This window comes from Microbacterium sp. cf332 (genome assembly GCF_900102175.1).
Classification (GTDB): Bacteria; Actinomycetota; Actinomycetes; order Actinomycetales; family Microbacteriaceae; genus Microbacterium.
On record NZ_FNKN01000002.1, the window covers coordinates 243,341 to 259,621 of the forward strand.

At 71.4% G+C, this 16,281-nt stretch carries 13 protein-coding genes; 11 read left to right on the forward strand and 2 right to left on the reverse strand.

From position 1 onward, the window contains the following. The first annotated feature begins 10 nt into the window (after nucleotides 1–10). From BLT21_RS08250 to csrA, 3 genes are read left to right on the forward strand one after another with little or no spacing between them, the layout of a single operon-like run. Entirely contained in the window at nucleotides 11–1,099 is a 1,089-nt protein-coding gene (locus BLT21_RS08250) for an EscU/YscU/HrcU family type III secretion system export apparatus switch protein (RefSeq protein ID WP_091500955.1), read from the forward strand. Beyond that, nucleotides 1,099–3,183: a flagellar biosynthesis protein FlhA gene (locus BLT21_RS08255; protein ID WP_091500956.1), complete on the forward strand. Its 2,085-nt coding sequence runs from the start codon at nucleotides 1,099–1,101 to the stop codon at nucleotides 3,181–3,183. Before BLT21_RS08250 ends, BLT21_RS08255 begins: the two co-directional genes overlap by 1 nt. A 15-nt stretch (nucleotides 3,184–3,198) precedes the next feature. Beyond that, nucleotides 3,199–3,447: a carbon storage regulator CsrA gene (gene csrA / locus BLT21_RS08260; RefSeq protein WP_371113432.1), complete on the forward strand. Its 249-nt coding sequence runs from the start codon at nucleotides 3,199–3,201 to the stop codon at nucleotides 3,445–3,447. A gap of 16 nt (nucleotides 3,448–3,463) precedes the next feature. On the opposite strand, the gene BLT21_RS08265 is transcribed toward csrA, so the two are convergent. Beyond that, on the reverse strand, nucleotides 3,464–4,465 hold the full coding sequence (locus BLT21_RS08265; RefSeq protein WP_091502168.1) for a metal ABC transporter solute-binding protein, Zn/Mn family: 1,002 nt from the start codon (nucleotides 4,463–4,465) through the stop codon (nucleotides 3,464–3,466). Nucleotides 4,466–4,514: 49 nt separating this feature from the next. After that, on the reverse strand, nucleotides 4,515–5,255 hold the full coding sequence (locus BLT21_RS08270) for a GntR family transcriptional regulator (protein WP_091500958.1): 741 nt from the start codon (nucleotides 5,253–5,255) through the stop codon (nucleotides 4,515–4,517). A 182-nt stretch (nucleotides 5,256–5,437) separates the two neighbouring features. Between BLT21_RS08270 and BLT21_RS08275 the strand changes: the two genes are divergently transcribed. Genes BLT21_RS08275 through BLT21_RS08310 form a run of 8 tightly spaced genes read left to right on the forward strand, consistent with a single transcriptional unit; the run spans nucleotide 5,438 to nucleotide 16,110 of the window. Next, the gene (locus BLT21_RS08275; RefSeq protein ID WP_091500959.1) at nucleotides 5,438–6,517 is read left to right on the forward strand and encodes a substrate-binding domain-containing protein; all 1,080 of its coding nucleotides are present in this window, start codon (nucleotides 5,438–5,440) and stop codon (nucleotides 6,515–6,517) included. A gap of 44 nt (nucleotides 6,518–6,561) precedes the next feature. Then, on the forward strand, nucleotides 6,562–8,055 hold the full coding sequence (locus BLT21_RS08280) for a sugar ABC transporter ATP-binding protein (protein WP_091500960.1): 1,494 nt from the start codon (nucleotides 6,562–6,564) through the stop codon (nucleotides 8,053–8,055). Further along, nucleotides 8,052–9,023, forward strand: coding sequence for an ABC transporter permease (locus tag BLT21_RS08285; protein WP_091500961.1), 972 nt, complete (start codon nucleotides 8,052–8,054; stop codon nucleotides 9,021–9,023). The genes BLT21_RS08280 and BLT21_RS08285 overlap by 4 nt, the downstream gene beginning before the upstream one ends. Then, nucleotides 9,020–10,090, forward strand: coding sequence for an ABC transporter permease (locus BLT21_RS08290; protein WP_091500962.1), 1,071 nt, complete (start codon nucleotides 9,020–9,022; stop codon nucleotides 10,088–10,090). Before BLT21_RS08285 ends, BLT21_RS08290 begins: the two co-directional genes overlap by 4 nt. After that, the gene (gene lsrF, locus BLT21_RS08295; RefSeq protein ID WP_091500963.1) at nucleotides 10,083–10,955 is read left to right on the forward strand and encodes a 3-hydroxy-5-phosphonooxypentane-2,4-dione thiolase; all 873 of its coding nucleotides are present in this window, start codon (nucleotides 10,083–10,085) and stop codon (nucleotides 10,953–10,955) included. The genes BLT21_RS08290 and lsrF overlap by 8 nt, the downstream gene beginning before the upstream one ends. A gap of 47 nt (nucleotides 10,956–11,002) precedes the next feature. Beyond that, nucleotides 11,003–12,655: a glycerol-3-phosphate dehydrogenase/oxidase gene (locus BLT21_RS08300; protein WP_091500964.1), complete on the forward strand. Its 1,653-nt coding sequence runs from the start codon at nucleotides 11,003–11,005 to the stop codon at nucleotides 12,653–12,655. Nucleotides 12,656–12,673: 18 nt separating this feature from the next. After that, complete coding sequence (locus BLT21_RS08305) at nucleotides 12,674–14,164, forward strand: FGGY-family carbohydrate kinase (RefSeq protein ID WP_091500965.1); 1,491 nt, start codon at nucleotides 12,674–12,676, stop codon at nucleotides 14,162–14,164. After that, nucleotides 14,161–16,110, forward strand: coding sequence for an SDR family NAD(P)-dependent oxidoreductase (locus BLT21_RS08310; RefSeq protein ID WP_091500966.1), 1,950 nt, complete (start codon nucleotides 14,161–14,163; stop codon nucleotides 16,108–16,110). The genes BLT21_RS08305 and BLT21_RS08310 overlap by 4 nt, the downstream gene beginning before the upstream one ends. Nucleotides 16,111–16,281: the final 171 nt, after the last annotated feature.

Consider the following 16,281-nt stretch of genomic DNA (forward strand, 5'->3'; position numbering starts at 1 on the left):
GGGGCATCCGGTGAGCAGCGACAGCGGAGAACGCACCGAGCAGGCCAGCCGACGGCAGCTGCGCGAGGCGTATCGCAAGGGCAAGCTCTCGCGCAGCCAGGACCTGTCGGCGTGGCTCGCGATCGGCACGGTCGCCGCCGTCCTGCCCGCCATGATCGGCGCGGGGGCGGATGCCGGTGCCGCGCAGTTCGTCGAGGTCGCCGCGGTCATCCGCCATCCCGATCCCGAGCACGCCGTCGCGGTGCTGGGGTCGGCGCTCGGCAGCGTCCCGGCGATCCTCGGTACGGCCCTCGCGGCGGTCGCGGCGGTCGCGCTCATCGGGTCGGTGGCTCAGGGCGGCGTGCACCTGCGCGGCGTGCCCGCGCGTTACGAGCAGTTCAACGTCCTCGCGGGGGTCAAGCGCCTGTTCGGCATGCAGGCGCTCTGGGAGGGCGCGAAGGCGCTGCTGAAGACCGCCGCGATCGGCCTGGCCCTCTGGTTCGTCATCGCCGGGCTCATGCCGGTGCTCACGATGAGCGGCGCGCATCCCATCACCCGCCTGCTCGAGATCGCGTCGACGGTCGTCACGTCGCTGCTGATCACGGCGGTCGCCGTCGGCGTGCTGCTCGCGATCATCGACGTGCTGGTCGTGATGCGCCGCAACCGCAAGCACACGCGCGTGACGAAGAAGGAGGCGCGCGACGAGCACAAGAGCTCGGAGGGCGATCCCCTCATCCGCAGCCAGCGCCGCGCCCGGCAGATGGCGATGAGCCGCAACCGCATGATCTCGGCCGTCGGCGACGCGGACGTCGTGGTCGTCAACCCGACGCACATCGCCGTCGCGCTGCGCTACGAGCCCGGCAAGTCCGCGCCGCGGGTCGTCGCGAAGGGCCAGGGCCTCATCGCCGAGCGCATCCGCGACCGGGCGCACGAGGCGGGCGTGCCGCTCGTCCGCGACATCCCGCTCGCCCGCGCGCTGCACGGTGCGTGCGAGCTGGGCCATGAGATCCCCGGCGACCTGTACACCGCCGTCGCCCGCGTGCTCGTCTTCGTCGACGGGCTCAAGCGCCGCGGCGCGGCACGCGGCGTCCACACCGTCCCGCAGAGGAAGGCACCCTGATGAACATCCTGCGAAGGTCCCTGGTACCGGTGGGGGTGGTCGGCATCATCATGCTGCTGATCGTCCCGGTGCCGCCGCCGATCCTCGACGTCCTCATCATCACCAACATCCTGTTCGCGCTGCTCATCCTGCTGACGGCGATGTTCGTGAAGAAGCCGCTCGACTTCGCCGTCTTCCCCTCGCTGCTGCTGGTGGCCACCCTGTTCCGGCTCGGCCTGAACGTGGCCTCGACCAAGCTCGTGCTCGGCGAGGCGCACGCGGGGCAGGTCATCGACGCCTTCGCGGCGATCGCCGTCGGCGGCTCGCTCGTCATCGGCATCGTCGTCTTCCTGATCCTCATCGTCATCCAGTTCGTCGTGGTGACGAAGGGCGCCGAGCGCGTCGCCGAGGTGGGTGCGCGGTTCACGCTCGACGCGATGCCCGGCAAGCAGATGGCGATCGACGCCGACCTGAACGCCGGCCTGATCAGCGACGCCGAGGCCCGCCGCCGGCGCGCGGAGATCGCCGCGGAGGCCGACTTCTACGGCGCGATGGACGGCGCCTCGAAGTTCGTCAAGGGCGACGCGATCGCCGGCCTCGTCATCATCGTCATCAACATGGTCGGCGGTGTCGCCATCGGCATGCTCTCGCGCGGGATGGAGGCGGGCGAAGCCCTCAACACGTACGCGCTGCTGACGATCGGCGACGGCCTGGTCACTCAGATCCCCGCCCTGCTCATGGCGGTCGCGACCGGCATGATCGTCACGCGGTCGGGCGCGGAGTCCGACATGGGCTCGGCCGCGGCGGCGCAGCTGACGCAGTCGCGCAACGCGCTCTCGATCGCGGGTGGCGCCGCGATCGTCATGTCGTTCATCCCTGGGATGCCGATGCTGCCGTTCCTCGTCATCGGCGCGGTCCTGCTGCTCATCGCGCAGCGGGTGGGCCGTCGCGACCAGGCCGAGGCCGCCGACGACGCGCCGGCGGTCGATCCGCGCGGAGCCGTCGACACGCCGGAGGAGCTCGCCGACCGGATGCGGGTGCACGCGCTCGAGATCCTCCTGGCGCCCGACATCGTCGACCTCGTCACCGGGGGTCCCGACGACCTGCTCGGTCGCGTGCGGTCGCTCCGACGCAAGACGGCGCTCGAGCTCGGTCTCATCGTGCCCCCGGTGCGCACGCGCGACAGCATCGAGCTGCCGCCGTCGACCTACGTCATCCGGGTTGCGGGAATCGAGGCGGGGCGGGGCGTCGCGCCGCGCGGGTCGCTGCTCGCGCTCGGCTCGGGCCTCGAGACCCTGCCGGGCCAGGCGTCGCCCGATCCCGTCTTCGGCATCGACGGCAAGTGGGTGCCGCTCGAGATGCGCCACAGCGCCGAGATGGCAGGAGCGACCGTGGTCGACCGCGCGAGCGTCATCATCACGCACCTCTCCAGCGTCATCCAGATCCACGCCGCACGGTTGCTCAGCCGCGAGGACGTCCGCCAGCTGACGGAGGCCCTGCGGCAGGCGAGCCCCGCCGCGGTCGAGGAGCTGACGCCGGCTCTGCTGTCGCTCGCCGAGGTGCAGCGCGTCCTGCAGGGCCTGCTGTCCGAGCGCATCCCCATCAACGACCTCGCCCGCATCTACGAGGCGCTGGCGCTGCGCGCGAAGACGACCACCGACCCCGACGCGCTCGTCGAGGCCGCCCGCCTCGCGCTCGGGCCGGCGGTCGCGACGCGCTTCGCAGAGCAGGGGCGACTGCGCATCGTCATGATCGACCCGCTCCTCGAGCAGTCGATGCTCGAGGCGATGCGGCCGAGCGAGGACGGGCCGCACATCGCCCTCGACCCGCACCGCCTCGAAGCCATCGTGGCCTCGACCCGGTCGGCGCTCGCGGCGGCGGGGGCCGGACCGGAGCCCGTGCTCGTGTGCGCGCCGTCACTGCGCTCGGCCGTGCGCCGTCTCATCTCGTCGCAGACCGACGGCCTGCCGGTGCTCTCGTACACCGAGGCCACGGCCGGCGGCCTCGCGATCGACACCGTCGGCGTCGTGCGCGACGGCGTCACGGGCGCACCGGCCATCGCGCCGGGTGCGTCTGGGGGCGCGCCGGCGGCGTACGGAAAGTAGGGTGATCGAGTGCTGGTGTTGACGAGACGGGTCGGTGAGAAGGTGCTCATCGGCGACGACATCGAGCTCACGGTGCTCGAGGTCAAGGGGGACAGCATCCGCCTCGGCATCGAGGCGCCCCGCTCCACCCGCATCCAGCGCGCCGAGATCGTGGCGGCTGTCGAGACCGAGAACGTCTCGGCCGCTCGTTCGTCCGCCGACGAGCAGCAGGCACTCCTGAACGCACTCGTCCGCCGCCAGGGCGAGGCCCCGACGGCGGACTGAGAGGGTTCGGCGGAGGTCAGCCGGCGAGCGCGCCGGCGATCTCGTCGATGTTCTGCTGCATCCACTCGACGTAGTCGACGCCGTCCGGCATCAGCTCGGTGAACTCGAGAACGGGGATGTCGAGCTCGGCGGCCAGGTTCGTGACCTCGGTCGTCTCGGCGCCACCGGTCTGGGCGTTGACGATGACGATGCGCACGTCGCCCGAGCGCAGGATCTGCTGCGCCTCGAGCAGCGTCGCGGGCGGGACGTCCTGGCCCTCCTCGACGGCCTCGCTGAAGGCCGACGGCGTCGCGTCCTCGAGGCCGGCGGCGGCCGCGAGGTAGACAGGCACCGGCTCGGTCACGAAGATCTTCTCGCCCGCGTGGTCGGCCGAGATCGCGTCGAGCGAGGTCTCGAGGCCGTCGATGCGCTCGATGAGGGCTGCGGCGTTCGCCTCGAACGTGTCCGCCTGGGCCGCGTCGAGCTCGCCGAGCTCGTGCGCGATCTCTTCCACGAGGTGGGCGATCGTGTGCGGGTCGTACCAGACGTGCTCGTTGAAGCCCTCGATGTGGTCGTGGCCCTCGTGGGAGTGCTCGTCGTCGGCGTGCTCGTCGTCGGCGTGCTCATCGCCGGGGTGCTCGTCGTGGCCCTCGGCGCCCGGGTAGTCGTGCGAGAACTCGACGGCGGTCAGGACCGGGGCCTCGGTGCCGCTGGCCTCGACCAGCCCGTCGAGGAACGAGTCGTACCCGCCGCCGTTCTCGATGATGAGGTCGGCCTGCGAGACGGTCAGCTGATCGCGCGCGGATGCCTCGTACGAGTGCGGGTCCTGTGCGAGCGACGTGATGATCGAGGTCACCTCGACCGCGTCGCCGCCGACCTCGGCCGCGAGCGAGCCGTAGACGTTCATCGAGGCGACGACGGTGAGCTTGCCGTCATCGCCCGCGCCGCCGGCGGCGGGCGATGCGTTACCGGCGCAGCCGGCGAGAGTGAGGGATGCCGCTGCCAGGAGTACGGCCGCGGGGAGGAGTCGACGGGTCATGCCCTCGATCATACGTTACTGATAATCGTTCTCTTAACCGTGTGACCGCTCACCGGATCCCGACGTAGAAGCGGGACTCGTCGCTGCGATGGAGGGCGAGATAGCGCTCGAAAGGCTGCCCATCGGCATCCCAGGCGATCGATTCGATCGAGAGGACGGGCTGCCCCGGCGCGAGCTCGAGGAGCTCGGCATCCGACGGCTCGGGGACGACCGCACTGAGCCAGCGGTCCGCGCCGCTCGGCTGCACGCCGAAGTTGCGGCGCAGGTGCTCGTAGAGCGAACGGTTCTCGAGGTTCGCCCGCGCGAGGGTGGGGAACCGGTCATGCGGCAGCACCGTGTCGACCAGGAGCCAGGGCGTGTCATCGACGCGCCGCAAGCGGCGCAGCCGCACCACGGGTGCGCCCGTGACGATGCGCAGCGCCTCCGCGTCGGCGGCATCCGCGGTTCCCACGGCGAAGTCGATGACGCGTGTCGTGACCACGCGGCCGGTGCCGGCGAGGTCGTCTGACGAACCCGCCATCGATCCGACGAACCGGAGGTCAGGACGCTTCGGCGAGACGAAGGATCCGCGTGCCCGCACCTTGTAGATGAGCCCGGCGCGCACCATGTCCGCCAGCGCCTCACGGACGACCGTTCGCGAGACCGCGAATCGATCGATCAGCTCGGACTCGGAGGGGAGCGCCTGGTCGGGGCGGAGGCGCCCCGATTCGATCTCGCCGCGCAGAGCGAGCGACAGCTGCTGCCACAGCGGGAGATCGGACGAGCGGTCGAGCGTCGTCGCTGCGGTCATGGGAGCCTCCTCGATCGGGCCGTCACGGCGAGCGTATCGGCGCCGTGTTGACACCCGGCGGCCCGCTCCCTATCTTAGTCATCATCAACTTGTCATGACAGGTTGGTTGTTACGAGTTTGGCTCCCCGCATGCCCTCGTGACATCGGCACCTCGCAACGATGCGACACCAGGAGGCACAACGATGACGTTCCCGACCACCCGCCGCATGCTCGCCGCAGCGGCCGCGACAGCGATCTCCGCTCTCGTGCTCGCCGGCTGCGCCGGCAGCCCGACCGACACCACCGCCGGCGGCGAACCCCAGGGCCTGAAGGTCGCCCTGTCGAACGGGTTCGTCAACGGCTGGCGCCTGACCCTCATCGACAAATTCGAGACCGAGGCCGCAAAGCTCAAGGAGAGCGGCATCGTCTCGGACTACAGCGTCGTCAACGCCCCGGGCGAGAACAGTGCGACCGAGCAGGCGTCCCAGATCCGCAGCCTCATGCTGCAGAATCCCGACGTCCTCATGGTGATCCCGGCCTCGTCGACCGCTCTCGTGCCCGTCGTCGAAGAGGCGTGCGCGGCCGGCATCACCGTCGTGATCGTCGACGCCGACATGGACACCAGCTGCGGCGTCGTCGTGCGCAACGACTACGGGCAGTGGGGCGCCGACTCGCTTCAGCCCGCCCTCGACGCGATCGACGGCACGGGCGACATCATCCTGAACCGCGGTGTCATCGGCTCGCAGCCCGACGAGGCGTTCTACGCCCGTCAGCAGGAGATCCTCGCCGACTACCCCGATGTGACGGTCGCGGCCGAGGTGAACGGGTTCTGCGACGCTGCGACGGCGCAGAAGGAGATCGTCGCGATCCTCGGCTCGATGCCTCCGATCGCCGCCGTTCCCGGATGCATCGGCGGCATGGGCGTCGTGCAGGCGTTCCAGTCGGCCGGGCGCGACATCCCGGTGGTCGTCTTCGACACCGACGGCAAGTCGCTGTCGTTCTGGAAGGAGAGCGGCATCGACAACGGGTCGTTCGCGGCGCTGACCGATCCCGGACAGATCGTCGCCGCCCTCTACGCCGCCATCGCGAAGCTGCGCGGCGACGAGGTGCCCGACGAAGTCGTCCTGCCGCTCGTGCAGGTCACGCAGGAGAACCTCGACTACTGGGTCGACACCCTCGGCACCGACGAGTACGCCGCGAACGCGTGGGACGAGGAGACCACCGACGCCGCCATCGCGGCTCTGCTCGCCGGCGACGACGTCGCCGTGCCCGCGCTGCCCTGACACCCGGTGACGCCGTGGCCGACCAGCTCGAACCAGGAGACCCGATGACAACCCTGTCGCACACCCCCGCGACCGCCCCCTCGGACGTGGCGCTCGTCACGGCCGAGGCCGTCGCCAAACGGTACGGAAACACGACGGCTCTGGCCGGGATCGACATCTCGGTCGGCCCCGGCGAGATCCTCGGCCTGGTCGGCCACAACGGCGCCGGCAAGAGCACCCTCATGCGAGTGCTCGCCGGTCGCGAGCAGCCCGACGCCGGCAGCGTCCGCTGGCAGACGGGCGCGGCGATGTCGAGAACGGGCACCACGCGGCCGGGTGTGCGGATGATCTACCAGGAGCTCGCCCTGTGCCCCGACCTCACGGTGTCGGAGAACATCGCGCTCTCCGACACCGGCTCCCACGGCGCAGGATGGAACCGCCGCGCCGAGCGGCGCGTGTCTCGCAAACTCGACGAGGTCTTCCCCGGTCACGGGGTCTCGGCGCTGCGTCGGGCCGGCGACCTCACGATGGCCCAGCGGCAGATGGTCGAGATCGTGCGCGCCCTCTGCACGCCGTCGCTCTCGCTGCTCATCCTCGACGAGCCGACCGAATCGCTCAGCATCGATGCGACCCGCCAGCTCTACGAGGCCCTGCGCGGTCTCGCCGCCGACGGCGTCGGGATGGTGCTCATCTCGCACCGGATGCAGGAGGTGCTGGCCCACGCCGACCGCATCGCCGTCATGAAGGACGGACGCGTGGTCGAGGTGGTCTCGGCGAAGGAGACCGACGAGGACGCGCTGCTGGCGGCCATGGGCGGCGAGGTCCACGCCGACACCGCCACGGTGCGCCGGGTCAGCGCCGCAGGCGCCCCGCCCGAGATCGACGCGCCGGGCACCGTCGCCCGCATCGACGGCGGCGACGTGCCGTTCTCGGTCTCGCCGGGCGAGATCGTGGGCCTCGCCGGTCTCGCCGGACACGGTCAGGACGAGCTGCTGCGCCGGCTCTGGTCGAATGCGCGCGGCGTCCGCGTCGCCCGTGGACGCGCCTACGTTCCCGGCGACCGGCAGACCAGCGGCATCTTCTCGCTCTGGAACGTCGCCGACAACCTCACCGTCTCCGCCACGCGTCATCTCGCGACGGCGGGCGTTGTTCCCCCCGGGCGACGGCGGCGCCTCGCCGAGGAGTGGGTGCAACGCCTGAACGTGAAGGGCGGCGCCCGGGCCCCGATCACGTCGCTGTCGGGCGGGAACCAGCAGAAGGTCATCGTGGCGCGGGCGTTCGCGACCGATGCGCCCCTCATCCTGCTCGACGACCCTTTCCGCGGCGTCGACGTCACCACGAAGAACGAGCTGTACGCCCTCATGCGCGTCGAGGCGGCACGTGGCCGCTCGATCGTCTGGTACTCCACCGAGAACGGCGAGATGGCGCACTGCGACCGCGTTTACGTCTTCCGTGCCGGGCGCGTCGTCAGCGAGCTCTCGGGTGATGACATCACCGACGAGCGCATCATCGCCGACTCCTTCGGAATCGACGCCGAGACAGTCCAGGAGGACCGATGACCACCGACGTGCTCTCCCCGCCCACCGCGTCGCAGCGTCTGCGCGCCTCCGCCGTCAACGGATCGCCCGCTCTCCTCGCGCTCGTCGCGCTCATCGCCATCTTCGCGCTGACCGCGGCCCTGCAGCCCGGCATCCTCAGCGTGCCCGGCCTCACCCTCATGCTGATGTCGTCGGTCCCGCTCGTGCTCGCCGCGCAGGCGCAGATGATCATGATGGCCGTCGGCGACATCGACCTGAGCGTCGGGTACCTCGTCGGCCTCATCACGGTCATCGCGGCGACGCTCCTGCGGGAGACCCCCGCGCTCGCGATCGCGATGATCGCCGGCATCCTCGCCGTGTACGCGCTGCTCGCGTGGGTGGTGCAGCGCCGCGGTGTGCCCTCGATCATCCTGACGCTGGGCATGTCGTTCGTGTGGCTGGGGATCGGCCTGCAGATCCGGCCGACGCCGGGTGGACAGACCCCCGACTGGCTCTCGGCACTGTCGACCTGGCGACCGACCTGGTTCCCGGCACCACTCATCTTCATCGCGGCGGCGACGGCGCTGGGCTGGTGGATCACGCGACGCTCGCTCGCGGGGGCACGCATGCGTGCGCTCGGCTCGCAGGCCGCGACGCTCGAGAAGACCGGCGCCTCGCTCGTCGCTATCCGCGCGACCGCGTACGTCGCCGCGGCCGCTCTCCTCGTCGTCTCGGGTCTCCTCCTCGCCTCGCAGACCTGGTCGGGCGACATCAACGCCGCCGGGGAGTACACGCTCATGACGATCGCCGCGGTGATCCTCGGCGGCGGCACCTTCTCGGGCGGCCGCGCCCTGCCGATCGGAACGACGCTCGGCGCCATCACCCTCGGTCTCATCACCGTGCTGCTGAGCCTCATCAACCTCCCGTCCGCCCTGCAATCGGCCGCACAAGGCGTCATCGTCATCGCCGTGCTCGCCGGCCGCATGATCACCGAGAGGATCGCGCGATGACCTCCGCCTCCATCCCGCTCCCGGCGCTCCGCCGCGGGCCCGCCTGGCCCGCCTGGGGGTGGTCGCTCCTCGGCGTGCTCGCCGTATGGGCGGTCATCATCGCCGTGCGGCCCGGTTCTCCCCTCGACCCGATGACCCAGGCCCTCTCGCTTGCGCCGTTCCTCGTGCTCGTCGCCCTCGGGCAGATGCTCGTGATCACCCTCGGCCCGGGCAACATCGACGTCTCCGTCGGCACCGTCATCTCGATGGCCTCGTACGTCTCCGTCGGCGTGGGCGCCACAGCGGGGCCAGTGATCGGACTCGCCGCCGGCGCCGGCTCCGGGCTCGCCGCCGGTGCGGTCAGCGTCGCCGCGATCCTGCTCCTCCGGGTTCCGCCGATCATCGCGACGCTGGCGACGAGCCTCATCGTCACGTCCGTGACGCTGCTGCTGGCGGATGCCGCGCGCGGCGGCGCCGACGCGGGACTGCGGGCCTTCGTCACGGCCAAGGCGTTCGGCATCCCCGTCATCGCGCTCGTCGTCGCGGCGATGACCGTGATCGTCTGGCTCGCCCTCACGCGGACCCGTGTCGGCGTGGCCGTCATCGCGGTCGGCCAGAGCGTTCGCGCAGCCGAGCGCGCGGGCCTGCCGGTGGCGGGCGTGACCGTCACCGCCTACCTCGTGTCGGCGGGTCTGGCGGGACTCGTCGGCGGACTGCTCGCCGCCTTCATCTCCCCCAGCACGGTGCTCGGCAGCTCGTACATGCTCGACTCGATCGCCGTCGTCGTGATCGGCGGCACCTTGATCTCCGGCGGTCGCCCCGTACCGGCCGGCGCCTGGACCGGCGCCCTCTTCTTCGTGCTGCTGTCGGGACTGCTCAACCTCGTGGGGTGGTCGGTCGGCGCGCAGAACGTCCTCAAGGGCGTGCTCGTCGTCCTCGTGGTCGTGATCGCCTCGGCCGCCACCGGAACCGGCCGCAGCTCCCTCCACCGGCTGCGGGCGAGCCTGCAGCGACCCGCACCCGCCGACTCGGCCCGACGCGCCGACACCGACCCCACCCCGAAGAACAAGGAGAACATCCATGGCTGACCTCGACGACCTGCGTGAGGGAACCGACTACTCCGGCCCCGCAGCGGCCGGCACCGGCTACCCCATCAAGGGCCAAGCAGGCCAGGACTGGGGGATGCGTGCGCGGATGTCGCGCGTGTTCGACCCCCGCGACGGCAAGACCGTGATGCTCGCGTTCGATCACGGCTACTTCCAGGGGCCGACATCGGGCCTCGAGCGGCTCGACCGCTCGATCCTGCCGCTGGTCCCCCAGGCGGATGCCCTGATGTGCACGCGGGGCGCGCTGCGCACGACCATCCCGCCCCACTCGTCGAAGGGCATCGTGCTCCGCGCCTCCGGCGGTCCCAGCGTGCTGAAGGAGCTCTCCGACGAAGAGGTCGCCGTCTCGATCGACGACGCCGTGCGACTGGATGCCGCGGCCCTCGCCGTGCAGGTCTTCATCGGCGGCGACAACGAGACGAAGTCGGTGCGCAACATGACGACGCTCGTCGACGCGGGCCAGGCGACCGGCATCCCGGTGCTCGCCGTCACCGCCGTCGGCCGCGACATGGTGCGCGACGCCCGCTACTTCCGGCTCGCCACCCGCATCAGCGCCGAGCTCGGTGCCGCGTTCGTGAAGACCTACTACGTCGAGGAGGGCTTCGAGACGATCACGAGCGCGTGCCCCGTCCCGATCGTCATCGCGGGCGGCAAGAAGGTCGAGGAGCGCGAGGCGCTGCGTGTCGCGTCGCGCGCCATGGCGGAAGGCGCGGCGGGCGTCGACATGGGACGCAACGTCTTCCAGTCGGAGCACCCGGCCGCGATGCTCGCGGCCGTCCGCGGGGTCGTGCACGACGACCTCAGCGCCGACGACGCCTTCGACCTCTTCCAGACCCTCTCCCACTGAACCGTCTCGGGGCGCCCGCGGGCGCCCCGAGACCAGAAGGATGCAGCATGCCCTCGCTTCGTACCCATGCCGAGCCCACCTCGGCCGACGTCGTCGTCATCGGCGCCGGGATCAACGGCCTCGCCATCGCCCGTGAGGCCGCCGGCCGCGGCCTCCACGTCGTCGTCATCGACCGTGACGACATCGCCGCCCGCACGTCGGCGATCTCGACGCGTCTCATCCACGGTGGCCTGAAGTACCTCGAGCGGGTGGAGATCCCGCTCGTGCTCGAGTCGATCCGCGAGCGCAACATCCTGCTGCGCACGGCGCCGCATCTCGTGCGCCCGTACCCCATGCTCATCCCCTTCTCGCGGGGCGCCTCGCGGCCGGGTTGGCTGCTCTCGTGCGGCCTGCTGCTGCACGACATCCTGTCATTCGGCAAGAAGCTGCCCCGCAACCGCATCGTCTTCTCGGGCCGCCTGTCCCGCGAGTGGCCGTCGGTCGCCGCGGGCGGCGTGAAGTGGGGCGGGCTCTTCCAGGACGCGCACGTCCCGGTGACCGAGCGCTTCGGCATCGAGCTCGCCATCGACGCGGCCAACCACGGCGCGACGGTGCTCACCCACACCCCCGTCACCGACGTGATCCGCGAGAACGGACGCATCGCCGGCGTCCGGTACCTCGACCGTGAAGACGGTCGCGAGCGGACACTGCGCGCCCCCATCGTCGTCAACTGCGCCGGCCCCTGGGTCGACGCGGTGCTCGACCTGCAGGGCGATCACCCCCGCCGCATCGGGCCGACGAAGGGAAGCCACCTCGTCGTCGACGCGTTCCCTGGCGCGCCCGACACGTGCATCTTCTTCGAGTCGCCCGACGACGGCCGGCCCATGTTCGTGCTGCCGTGGTGGGACGGCAAATACATGATCGGCACGACCGACCTGCCCTACGACGGGTCGATCGACGATGTCGTCGTCGACGACGACGAAGTGGAGTACCTGCTCCGAGCCGTCAACGGACTCATCCCCGCGGCCGGCCTCCGACCCGACGCCGTGCTCTGGTCGTTCTCGGGCGTCCGGCCGCTCCCCTATGTCGCCGACCTCAGCGATCCGGCGTCGGTCAGCCGCGACAGCGAGATCGTCGTGCACACGGGCGACGCCGCAGGACTGCTGACCGTCATCGGCGGGAAGTACACAACCCATCGGGCTCTGGGCGAGCAGGCGCTGCGGCGCATCGAGGCGGCGCTCGGGCTCGGCCGCCGTCGCTCCGCGACCCGGACGGCCCGGTTCCCCGGAGCACCCGCCGGCGATCACCGACGCTTCGTCGCCGACAGCGTGGCCCGCAGCCCTCTCCCCGAGCGCAGCGCCCGTCGACTCGCCGACCTGTACGGCACCCTCAGCCGTCCGATCGAGATGCTCGCGACATCCGACCCGTCGCTCGCCGAGGTCATCGACGACGAGAGCGGTGCGATCGCCGCGGAGGTCGTTCACGCCGTCCGCGAGGAAGGCGCCCACACGCTCGAGGACGTCCTCATCCGTCGCACCGCGATCGCCCTGAACAGCGATGTGGGCCTCGGCTGCGCGGCGCGCGCGGCCGAGGTGCTCGTCGCACAGGGCGCCTGGAGCGCCGAGCACGCGGAGGCCGAGCTGTCGCGGTACCGTGAAGCCGTCCGACGCTTCGCGCCCCGAACGCTGCGCCCGACATCCGCTCAGCCGACGGCCGCCTGAGCGAGGAAACGAGGATCGATGAAGATCTGCGTCATCGGCATCGACGTGGGACTCACGTCTGCCAAAGCTGCGGCGTTCGACGACACCGGACGGGAGATCCGCACCGTCTCGGCACCGAATCCCCGCGTCGCCGTCTCCCGCGAACGGCAGGAGATCGCGATGGACACGCTCTGGGACGTCGTGGCCGACGTCCTGCGCGACCTGACGTCGTGGCTCGCCTCCGACGGGTGGACCGTCTCCGCTGTCGGCGCGACCGGTCACGGCAACGGCCTGTACCTCGTCGACGAGCACCTGCGTCCGGTTCGGCCCGCCATCGCCTCGACCGACAGCCGGGCCGAGCACGTCGTCGCCGCCCTCGATCCGGCGGCCGTCGAGCGGATGCGGCTGCTCACCGGATCGCTGCCGTGGGCGGCGCAGCCGGGCGTGCTGCTGCGATGGCTGTTCGACAACGAGCCGGAGTCGCTCGACCGGGCGCGGTGGGCGCTCACCTGCAAGGACTGGATCACCGCGTGCCTCACGGGCATCGCGACCGCCGACACGTCGGACTCGTCGGGGTGCGGCCTGGTCAACCTCCGCGAGCGGGAGTACGAACCCGAAGTCTTCGACATGCTCGGTCTGCCTCGTGACCTCCAGCGCCTCCTGCCGCCCCTGCACACGAGTGACGAGGTCGTCGGGACGATCAGCGCCGACGCGGCCGCACGCTCCGGGATCGCCGAGGGCACGCCGGTCGTCGCCGGCTGCATGGACTGCGTCGCGAGCCCGCTCGGCGCCGGGGCGACCGACCTCGGCGACGTGACGGTGATCGTGGGCACGTGGGCGATCAACGCGGTCGTGGTGCCGACGGACGCCGTTCCCCCACGCGTCACCATCAACGCGCTGCTCCCCGACCCCAGCCTCATGCTGGCTATGGAGGTCGCCCCCACGTCCGCGGCGAGCATCGAATGGGCGTCCGGGCTGCTCGGCGCGCGCGCCACGCTCCCGCTCACCCCGCGCGACCTGCTCGAGGCCGCGCACGGCGCACCGCCGCTGGCGGACGGACTGCTCTTCCTGCCCTTCATCCACGGCGCGCCCGAGCACCTCGGCGCCTCCGGCACCTTCGTGGGGATCAAGGGCAGCCACGGCTATCCGCACGTCGCCCGCGCCGTCGCCGAAGGCATCACGCAGTACCACCGCGTGCAGATCGAGAAGGTCGTCGCGACGGGCGCCGTCGTCACCGACGCTCCGTGGACCCTCGCCGGCGGCGGGGCGAAGAACCCCCAGTGGGCGCAGATGTTCGCCGATGTCATCGGTCACGCGATGCGCCGGCAGCTCGGCACCGAGCTCGGCGCGCGCGGCGTCGCCTCGCTCGCGGCACGGGGCGTCGGCGTCGACATGACCCCGTGGGGCGTCGAGCCCGACCCCGCGCTCGTCGTGCAACCGGGCATCTGCCGCACCGCGTATCAGCAGCAGGCGGCCCGCTTCGACCGCGTCGTGTCGTCGATGACGAGCGTCTGGGAGGCCTACGCATGACGCCCTCGCGAGACGTGTCCGACGCCCTCGACGAGATCGTGCGCGTCAGTCGGGCCCTCGGCGACGATCCCTCGTTCGTCCTCCATGGGGGCGGGAACACGTCGATCACCGCGCGAGGCGAGGACGTCACGGGCGAGCCCGTCGACCTCGTCCTGGTCAAGGGAAGCGGGTGGGATCTCGCCACGATCGAGCCGGCAGGATTCGCGCCACTGCGTCGCGACCGCCTCGAGCGCCTGCTGCGCCTGCCGCACCTCGACGACCCGACGATGGTGAACGAGCTGCGCCAGGCCTCGCTCGACGCAACGGCGCCGACGGCCTCGATCGAGGCGCTGCTGCACGCGCATCTCCCCGGCCGGGTCGCGCTCCACTCGCATGCCGACGCGATCGTCGCCGTGACCGATCGCGACGTGCCCGACGACGAGATCGCCGCGGCACTGGGCCCGCGGGTCGCCGTGCTGCCGTACGTGATGCCCGGCTTCCCGCTGGCGCGCCTCGTGGCCGACACCGACCTCAGCGGCGTGGATGCGCTCGTCCTCCGCAATCACGGCCTGTTCACCTTCGGCGACGACCCCGACGCGGTACTCGCCCGGCATCGCGAGATCGTCGCCCGTGCTGCCGAGGTCTCGAGGATCGTCGCGCCCGAGACGAATGCCGGTGAAACGGATGCCGGTGATCACGACCTCCCCCCGCGCGGCACGCTCGAGACCATCGCGGGCCTGCGCGCCGACATCGCGCGCGCCGCCGGACGGCCGATGCTGCTCCGGCAGAGCCGGTCGCGCCGTGCCGCCGCGTTCGCTGGCCGCACCGATCTCGACGCGGCCACGACCCGCGGAACCGCGACCCCCGAGCACGTCATCTACACCAAGCGGCATCCGCTCATCGGGCGCGATGTCGCGGCCTACGCGAGTGCCTACCGGGCATACGTCGAGCGCCACCGGCACCGTCAGACGGGACCGGTGACTCCCCTCGACCCCGCTCCTCGCGTCGTGTTCGACGGGGAGCTCGGGATGCTGACCGCCGGTGACACCGTGCGGGATGTCGGGGTCGCGGCGGACATCGCCGAGCACACCATCGCGGTCATCGAGGCGGCGGACGCGCTGGGCGGCTACCGGTCGCTCGACGAAGCGCAGAGCTTCGACATCGAGTACTGGTCGCTCGAGCAGGCCAAGCTCGCGGGCCGTCGACGCGCGCCGCTCGCGGGCGAGGTCGCCATCGTGACGGGCGCCGCCTCCGGCATCGGGCGGGCCGCGGCGGAGCGTCTGCTCACCGATGGCGCCGCCGTGGTCGGGGTCGACCTCGATCCGGGCGTGCAGCTGACCTTCTCCGGCGACGCCTGGCGCGGCGTCGTCGGAGACGTCGCCGACCCGGCGGTCATCGAGCGCACCCTCGACGAGGCTGTCCGCGCGTACGGCGGCGTCGACATGCTCGTCGTCGCCGCAGGGATCTTCCCGCGCAGTCAGGACATCGCCGAGCTCGATGAGGCGACGTGGGAGCGCGCCCTGCGCGTCAACGCGACAGCCCCGCTGCGGCTGATGCGGGCGGCGCACGGCCTTCTCGCGCGGTCGCCGCGGGGTGGCCGGGTCGTGCTCGTGTCGACGAAGAACGTCGCGGCCCCGGGACCGGGCGTCGCCGCCTATTCGGCGAGCAAGACGGCGGCGGCACAGCTCGCACGGGTCGCCGCCCTCGAGTGGGCCGCCGACGGCATTCGCGTGAACCAGGTCGAACCCGATGCCGTCTTCGACACGGCCATCTGGACGCCCGAGCTGCTCGCGGAGCGCGCGGCCAGCTACGGGCTGAGCGTCGAGGCGTACCGCACCCGGAACCTGCTGCGCATCGAGGTGTCGAGCGCCATGGTGGCGGAAGCCGTGGCGGTCTTCTGCGAGCAGCTGCCGGCGACGACCGGAGCGCACCTGAGCGTCGACGGGGGCAACGACCGGGTGATCTGAGAAGGGGACGCGATTTCGGCGGACCGAAGGATTCGCTCGCCCGAAATGCTGTCAATCAGGGCTTTTCGTCATTTTCGAGGGCCCGTGACTGGCAAGCTCGAGAGCGGCCGATCTCCGTTCGACGGCGCCCGCGACGATCGCCGCCATCCCGTCATCCCGCTTCGAGGAGGA